Origin of the sequence: Mycobacterium sp. 1245801.1, from assembly GCF_001673055.1 — a bacterium.
GTDB lineage: Bacteria > Actinomycetota > Actinomycetes > Mycobacteriales > Mycobacteriaceae > Mycobacterium > Mycobacterium europaeum_A.
In genome coordinates this window covers 1-8,533 of the sequence record NZ_LZKY01000213.1, presented here as the reverse complement: position 1 = coordinate 8,533, position 8,533 = coordinate 1, and the positions used below count along the sequence as shown (strand labels likewise).

Sequence of the window (8,533 nt, the reverse complement as noted above, 5' to 3'; positions counted from 1 at the left end):
AAGCCTTCTGCCGCTGTGTCGTTCCGGCGAATCCGAGCGCCCCGGCACCCTGCGCGGATGCGACGGCCGCGGCCAGCTCCTCCTCGTCACCGAAATCCGGCGGCACGCCGAAGTCGGATTCCATGTCCGCGAACTCGTCGGCGTGGTCGTGCAGCGCGGCGCGCCGACGGCGCCGCGCCCGGGACTCGGCCCGGCTGGCCGCCGCGGCTCCGGCCGCCGGGATGGTGGCCGCAGGGGCTTTGGCACCGCCGCGGCCCCCGAGCGTCGGTCCGACCCCGGCGTCCGGATCACCGCCATAGGCGACCAGGTAGGCGAAGTTGCTGGCCGCGGCCGCCGGCGCCGGCGCGGCCGGCGCCCCGGAACCCGCGGCGACCGTGGTGGCCGGGGCCCCGGCTGGGGCCGGCATCGTCGGGGCCAGCGCGACCGCCGGCAGCATGGACGGCGGCTTGTTCGACGTCAGCACCGGAGCCACCGCGGCGGGGGCGGCCTCCGGGGCGGCGGCCTCGACCGGCGTGGTGAGCAACGAGCTGAGCCCGATGCCCAGCAGCAGCGGAATCAGGAACGGCGCGGTCAGGATCGCGCCCCAGGTCGGCCAGCCAACGGCGTTGAAGAACACCTGGTAGGCAACGAAGAACAGCAGCGGCCCGTTGGCCGCCAGGAACGCCGGCAGGTTCGAGAAGAAGTCCTGCAGCATCTGCTGAATATTCTGGAAGAAGTCCTGCAGGAACTTCGACAACTGCTGGATGAAGTTCTGCCACCAGTCCCCGGGGCTGTTCTGCGAGGCGTTGGCCGCCAGACTGTTGGCCTGCCCACCGGGATTGACGATGGACGGCGCCGCCGTGGTGCGCGGCGCGGCGGCCAGGGCCGAGCCCGACACAGCCTGGTAGGTGCCCATGGTGGCGGCGGCCTGGACCCACATCCGTGCATAGTCGGCCTCGTTGACCGCGATCGGAATCGTGTTAATCCCAAAGAAATTCGTCCCGACTAGCACCGCGTGCACGGTGTGATTGGTGGCCAGTTCCGCCAGCGTCGGCATGGCCGCCAAGGCGGCGGTGTACGCCGAGGCGGCGACCTCTTGCTGGGCGGCCGCCCCCGCGCTGTCGGCGCTGGCCTGCTGCAGCCACGCCAGGTACGGCAGGTGGGCCGCCACGTACTGCTCGGCGCTCGGCCCCTCCCAGGCGCCAGCCTGGGCCTCCCCCAACAGCCCACTGAGTTCGGCTGCCGCCGAGGCGTATTGGGCGCTGAGCGCGGTCCACGCGCCGGCGGCCGCCAACAGCGGGCCCGGCCCTGGACCGGCGCTCAGTAACGCCGAATGCACCTCGGGTGGCGACGCCATCCAGATGGGCGCGATGGGGGCGGTCATGGTCAGGCGCCCGCGATTCCGAACGTCGCAGCGGCCGCGGTGTCTCCGGCGAGGTAGCTTGCGCCCGCTTCGCCGACGCCGACGCCGGCGCGGCCCAGCTCTTCGACACCCTGGGCCGCCACGGCGGAGTGCTCCTGGCCCGCAGCGCTGAATCCGACGGCGGTTTGCAGCGACACCGGATCGACCGCCGGCGGCACCACCGCCGTGATCGCCGGGGCCGCCGCCGCATGCGCGGCCGCCAGCCGGGCCGTCAGGGCCTCCACCGCCGCACTGGTGGCGGCCAGACCTTCGGGAACCACTCGCAAGGTCATCTCTACTCCTCCCGTTGCGCTTCACTTGCCATTACGGACTCCCCGATCAAGGGGTTGACCAACTGCACGTACGTCGGGCCATCGCTGTCGCCCAACAGGATCGCCCGCCCCGCGGGCAACCGGCCGAATCGTTGACCGCGGATCTTGCCGCTGTCCTGCGGGTTGCCCGCCAGCATCAGCGTGGTCGCCTGCAGGTCGTTGAACCGGCGCAGCAACGGGTTCGTCATCAACGCGTGCCCCGAGCCGGTGGCGCGCGCGGTGACGATCACCCGCACCCCCAAATCGGCCGCCTGCGACAGCAACCCGAGCAGCGGCGTCCACGGACGCTGCCCGACGTACGGCCCGCTCATCGCCGGCGAATCCGGTATCTGGTCCACGTCGTCGATGATCAGGTAGTGGGTCTGGCCCGCGAAGCTCCAGCGAGCCAGCTCGGCGGGCGACAAGCCGGCCGGCGGCCGCCGGGATTCGATGAGGTTGGCCAGGCCCAGCATCGCCGGGATGATGCGGTCGACGTTGGCCGTGTACTCGTTGTCGGCGAACAACGGTTCGTCGACGAGGTGCAGCCGCCGATCCAGCACCGTGAAGGCCACCTGATCGGGAGTCGAGTGCTCGCGGACCGTGCGAATGAGGTGCCGCAACAGCGTGGTCTTCCCGGACTTGCTGTCGCCGAACACCATCAGCAACGGGTTCTCGGCGAAGTTGATCACCACCGGCGCGAGATCCTCCTCGCGCTGGCCGATGACGACCTGCTCCGGCCCGCGATACAGCGATCCGACCGACTCCGGGGCGAGGTTGGTGGGCAGCAGCCGCACCGGCGGCGCGGCCAGGCCCGGGTAGCGGTCGTTGATGGCTGCCACTGGGTTTGTTTCCGCGTCCAGCGCGGGGCTGGCGAACAGGAAATGCTCTGCGGCCATGGTCAATCCGCGGCCGGGCTGGTCGTGCGGCACCGCTTCGGCGGGCCGGCGCAGCGCGCCGACCACCCGCACGTTGCTGTCCCGCGGATCGTGCAGCTTGAGCTCGAGGCGCAACCCGAGCCCGTCGCGCATCGCCAGCGGCACCTCCAGCCAGCTGGGGGTGGTGATGACGACGTGGATGCCGTACGCCAGACCGATGTTGACCAGTTCGCTGACCTTGGCCAGCAACGGGTTTCGGGTGTTGAACTGGTCGGTGTTGTCGCGGCCGAACGCGTAGAGGTTGTCGATGACCAGGAACACCTCGCCGAAGCCGTCGTCGGGGGCCGCGCCGCGGGACTCCCGGAACGCCTCTCGCCGCTGCCGCGACAGCAGCAGCTGTTCGAGTTCCCCGAAGGTGCGCCGGATGCGTTCGGGTTCGAGCGCCGAGGCCACGCTGCCGACATGCGCCAGGCCTTCGAGTGCCCGCAGCTTGCCGCCGCCGTAGTCCAGGCAGTAAAAGGTGACCTCGCGCGGCGAGTGCAGGTTGGCCGCGGACAGGATAAACGTCTGCAGCGCAGTCGATTTGCCCGACTTGGGGCCGCCGTGGATGACCACGTTCCCGGCCGACGAGGCGGCGTCGAACACCAGCGGGTCGCGGCGCATCTCGAACGGCTTGTCGATCTCGCCGAGCGGCCACTGCCATTGCCGGGGCGGCACGCCGGCGCGTGCCAGCATGGCGCTCAGCGGAATCGGCTCGTCCAGCGGCGGCAGCCACAGTTGCGGCGCCCGCGGACCGTAGCCCGCCAGCTGGTCGCCGATGGTGGCGATCAGCTTGCGCGGCGGCCCGGTGAATTCGTCTTCCTCGGGGGCGGTGATCACGGTGTCCTGATCCGGTTCGACCCGTCCTGCGGTGAACAGCTTCGGCTCCGGGATGGACGGCACCACAAAGGATTTGGCCTTCTGCGGCGGATCGTAGATGCCGTCCACATAGGTGCTGCGGAACTTGATCGGCGTCGCACCCGGTGCGGGCACCAGGAACCCCACGCCCTTGTGCTCCTTGCCGGATTCGATGTGGTAGGCATCCTCCACACCGATGATCTGGCGGGAAACGCTGGGGCTGGCCACCTTCAAACCGATGCGGTAGGAGGTGTTCTTGTCGATGTCCTTGATCTTGCCGACGTCCAGCGTCTGCGAGGCGAACAGGATGTGGATGCGGAACGAGCGGCCCTTACGCGCAACGTAATCGAACAGCTCGGCGTATTCGGGATGGTCGGCCAGCATCAGGGTGAACTCGTCGGCGACCACGAACAGCGTCGGGATCGGCGGCAGGTCGTGCCCGGCCGCCACGGCGGCCTCGTATTCCACCACCGAGTTGAACGCGCTGCCCTGCACCTGGCGGCCCGCCTCACGCAGCAGCGTCTCGCGCCGGGCCACCTCGCCGCGCAGCGTGTCGGCGAACCGGTCGGCCAGCGACTTCTTCTCCGCCATGTTGGAGATGACGGCGACCACCTGCGGGAAGTTGCGGAAGCTGTCGGCCCCGGCCTCGCCCTTGAAGTCGGCGTAGATGACGATCAGCCGATCCGCCGAGTGAGTCGTCAACAGCGACAACAGGATCGACATCAGGGTCTGGGACTTGCCCGAACCCGTCATACCGATCATCAGCCCGTGCGGACCCATGCCGCCCTCGGCTTCGTCCTTGAGGTCGAACATCAGCGGCTCGCCGGTCGCGGTGACCCCGATCGGAACGCGCAGCTCGTCCTCGCGACGGCGCGGCGCCCACAGCGTGGGCACGTCCAATTGGGACGCGTCCGAGATGCCCAGCATGGTGGTGAACGTGGCGCCGCGAGTGGCCGCCGAGCGCAGCCCGGTGTGGGTCGGGTTGGAGTCCCAACGCGACAATTGGCGAGCCAGGTGCGCGGCCTCGTCGGCGCCGAACTGGTCGGCGTTGTCGATGTAGGGCTGCCAGCCGCCGGTCTGCCAGCGCTCGATCGCGCCGTTGGCGACGCGCAGGATCGGCTTCTCCGGGTCCGAATACTGCTCCCGGTTAGGCGCCGTGGCGCTGCGGTGCACGACGGTGACGCCCGCCCGGCCCAGCGCCAGCGTCGACGCGTTCAGGTCAAAGTCGGGGTCGTCGACGACGATCAGCAGGTGACGCAACGCATCGGCGGGCTCGCCGGTGAACGCCGGACGGTCAACGAGTGCCGGCCCCAGGCTCGCGACCAGGTCGTCGGCGTTGGTCGACATGAAGCGGGCCGGCCCGACCCCGTCGAGCTCGCCGGGAATGTCGATGTGCGGCAACCACTTCAGCCACGACCAGTCCGGACCCTCCAGGTCGGGGGTCACCAGCGCGACCCCGAGCACGGTCGGGTCATGCCAGGTGACCGCCTGAGCGATCCAGGCGCGCAACGCCGCCCGCGCCTCGTCTTCCTGACCCAGCACCGTGATCCGGGATACCTTGGTCAGGTCGATTCCGGTCGGCACGTCGCGCACCGTGCGATGGGTGTCGAGCAGGCTGCGTAATGCGCTGTGCGACACCGGCTCCAGGTCGATCTCGTCGGCGGTGTCGTTGACCCGCAGGGCGGTGGCGAGCGGGACGTGGTGCCGCCCGGCCCGCAGCACCAGGAAGTCGGGATCGTGTGGGTCACGTTCCCACTGCCGGCGGGACCCCGGCACGGTCGCCAGCGCGGCGGGCTCCGGATGCGACCACTGCGCGGCGGCGCGCTGCGCGGCGGCCTGGGTGCGGATGTTGTCGCGGACCACCGAGAGGTAGCGCAGGTAGTCGGCGCGTTCGGCGTCGACCTCCTCGGTGCGCGTCTTGTTGTCGTTGCCGCGATACATCGCGGTCGCGGCGAGCAACAGCACGAACGGGAAGAACAGCGTCTGCGGAGAGATGAGCCGCATCCCGGTGGCGAACAGGGCGACGATCATCCCGACGATCAGGATCACCAGCACATAGGGCATCGCCCGGCGCAGGAACGACGGCGGAATGACCCGGGGCAGCTCGGGCGGGGCCTCGATGGCGATGGTCCCCTTGCGGGTGACCGGCGGCGCCAACCGGCGGCGCGCTTCGAAGATCAGTCGGCTCATCGGGGGGCTCCCTCGGCTTCCTTGGCAGCAGCAGCCACACGGCCGGGCTTCTGGTCGGGCGTCAGCCCGTCATGTGCCAGCAGCGCGTCGGCGCGCGATAACGTCGGACCATTGGCGAACAGCGACAGCACCGACCACGGAATGGGTACGGGCGCCCCGCTAAGGCCAAGGGCCTCAACGGTTTTGCCATGCCCGGCGGCCGAGTGCTCGGCCTCGTTGTCGATCCCGTAGCGGACGCCGGTGTCGGAGACCCAGAACAACGATCCGGTGCCCGGCGAGTCCGGGCCGCCGCCGACGGTCTGGGTGAAATAACCGGTGCCGGGCGCCAGGGCCACGCGGGTGGCCACCGCACCGCTCGTCGCGGCACCACCGCCCACCAGGTCGACGGTGTGGATCGATTCGGCGATCGGCAGCGCCGAGCCGGACAGCAGGTTCAGCGAGCTGGTCGCGGCCCCGGCCGGCTTGCTCCAGTAGGCGCACGTGACCGGCGACTTGCCCGCGTCGACCACACTGACCTGTTGGTCCGGATAGCGCGCGGTGTCCAGCATCCGCGACACGGGCAGCTTGGCCACCGCGTCGGCACCCAGCCGCGGCGGTTGGTCCAGCCCATAGGAATTGGTGTTGCGCAGGATCGCGGCGAGCACCGGCGAGATCTGTTGCAGGCCGTCGGGCAATACCGCGTAATAGCGCGGCGCACCCGAGGAGCTCTGATCCAGGGCGTAGGAGACCACCACCGCGCCGATCGGTGCGGGCACGCCGAACGGCGCCGGGGCGCCGGCGTTCGGGATGCCGGGCGCCGTCAGCGACGGACCCTCGGGGATCGCGTTGAACAAGCCCAGCGCGATGGGCCGGGGCGCGGGCATCTCGGAGTTGTTCTGCCCCAGGCCAAGTGCGTTCGTGATCGCGTGGTCGGTCAGGTTGATCTGCGATCGTTTGCCATCCCATAACAGCCAGGTGCTGCCATCACGCTCGACCAGGATCGCCTGCCGCGACGCGAGCGTGGCCGCGCGGGCACCGCTGCTGTCCGGGCGGCCCGCGATCACCGTGACGCCGGTGCTGTGGGCGGCGTGCCCGCCCTGGGCCGGCTCGCTGACGGCGTCGCACACCGTCCAGTTCGCGTCGCGAGACGGGTTTTGCACCATGCGTTCCGGCGCGCCCGGGATGCCGATCAGGTTGCCGCGCGGAAAACGGTCCAGCTCACTGCTTTTCACCATGGTGGGATCGACCGGGTGGCCGGTGATCAGCCGGGCGGAGGTCAGGTTGAGCACGGGATGCAGGTCGTCGCCGACACGGACATACAGCGCGGCGGTCGACCGGTCGGCCAGCACGGCGTTGGTGCCCACCGTGCCGCTGGGCCGGATCAGCGAGAACACGAAGCAACCGGCCAGCCCGGTGACCAGCAGGACCACGCCCATGGCCACGGCGCGCGACTGGGTGCGCAGCGGGTCGACGAGCATCCTGGTGTCGTGCAATGCGATACCGGAGGCGATCCGGCGCATCACGAACCGCCAGCCGCTGACCTGGTGGCGGGTGACGAAGCCGCGGCGGTACTCGACCTGGTCGGGGTTGTCGTTGACCGGCGTGCGCGACGCGAACGAACGGCGGTCGTCGGACTCGTGATTGGAGGTCATGCCGGCACCGACAGGCCAAGGCCGCGCAACAGCGGCTCTACCGACCGTGCGACGTCGTCGTCGGTGATCGTCATCAGCTCCTCGTCAGTGAATTCGCCGGTTCCGGCGTTTTCGGAATGGTCGAGCCGGAACTCTCGTTCTTCTTCGGAGCGTTCGACGATGTTTCGGACGAATCGGCCGTTACCGGCGATGTCCAAGTTGCGTCGCGAGATTCCGTTGGCATCCGGGGTCGACTCGGTGGCCAACTTCGTGAACAACGCCTCCATGTGTTCGAGCGCGGCCGGCTCGAAGATGCTGTCGCGCTGCTCGGCCATGGTGTTCGCGATCTCGACCAGCTCCGACGGCGCGTACGACGGGAAGTCGATGTTGCGCGTGAACCGAGAACGCAAGCCCTCGTTGGTATCCAGGAACTTGTCCAGGTCGGCCCGGTAGCCGGCGATGATGACCACCAGGCGGTCGCGGTCGTTCTCCATCCGCGCCAGCAGGGTGTCGATGGCCACCAGCCCGAAGTCGTTCTTGGCGCCCGTGGCGACCAACGCGTAGGCCTCGTCGAGGAACAGCACGCCGTCGAGTGCGCTGTCGATGATCGCGTTGGTCTTGGCTTCGGTCTCGCCGATGTGCTGGCCGATCAGGTCGGCGCGGTGGACCTCGCGGATGTTTTCCCGCTTCAAAAGCCCGAGGCCGCAATAGATCTTGGCGACCACGCGGGCGATGGTGGTCTTACCGGTTCCGGGCGGGCCGGCGAAGACCAGGTGGTGGGCGCGCTGCGCGACCGCCAGGCCGCGCTGCTTGCGGACCAGTTCCATGGCGACCGAGCTCTTCAGCCGCGACACCTGGTTCTTGACCTCGTCGAGCCCGATGAATTCGGCCAGCTGACGTTCCGCCTCGTGCAGCAGCACCGCTTTGCGTTCGTGCGCGGCGGGGTCGACGAAATCCTCTGCGCTGGGCTCGGTTTCGGGATCCCACGGATCGGTACGGGCTTCGATGCGGGCGGCCGTGGTGGTCACGATGCCGAAGCTCGTGTCGGTCAGCGCCTGTTCGACTTGCTCGTTCTCGGGATGCGCGGCGTACAGATCCTGCAGCACCTCGCTCGCCGCGTCCTCGTCCACGTGCGCACGCAGCACCAGCGCCTTGGCCAGCGCGCCATCGACGGCGGCCACCGCGACGGGGCCATCGGGCTCCTCCAGATACGACAGCGACGGCGCGAACATGCCCAGCCGGGCCAGCGCGGTGCCCAGCGCGATCTTG

General features: G+C 69.6%; 5 protein-coding genes. All 5 read right to left on the bottom strand.

The annotated features are described in order from the left end of the window. A partial coding sequence (locus A5622_RS13375; RefSeq protein WP_197508006.1) for a PPE family protein occupies positions 1-1,363 on the bottom strand: 1,363 nt, incomplete at its 3' end. A gap of 2 nt (positions 1,364-1,365) precedes the next feature. Further along, positions 1,366-1,674, bottom strand: a complete 309-nt coding sequence (locus tag A5622_RS13370; protein ID WP_066872837.1) for a PE family protein — start codon at positions 1,672-1,674, stop codon at positions 1,366-1,368. A gap of 2 nt (positions 1,675-1,676) precedes the next feature. After that, on the bottom strand, positions 1,677-5,654 hold the full coding sequence (gene eccCa / locus A5622_RS13365; RefSeq protein WP_066878979.1) for a type VII secretion protein EccCa: 3,978 nt from the start codon (positions 5,652-5,654) through the stop codon (positions 1,677-1,679). Beyond that, a complete protein-coding gene (eccB, locus tag A5622_RS13360; RefSeq protein ID WP_066878978.1) occupies positions 5,651-7,285 on the bottom strand; it encodes a type VII secretion protein EccB in 1,635 nt (544 codons plus the stop codon). Before eccB ends, eccCa begins: the two co-directional genes overlap by 4 nt. Continuing rightward, positions 7,282-8,533: type VII secretion system ESX-3 AAA family ATPase EccA3 (gene eccA3, locus A5622_RS13355; protein WP_066878976.1), on the bottom strand; the 1,252-nt coding region annotated here is incomplete at its 5' end. The genes eccB and eccA3, both read right to left, overlap by 4 nt.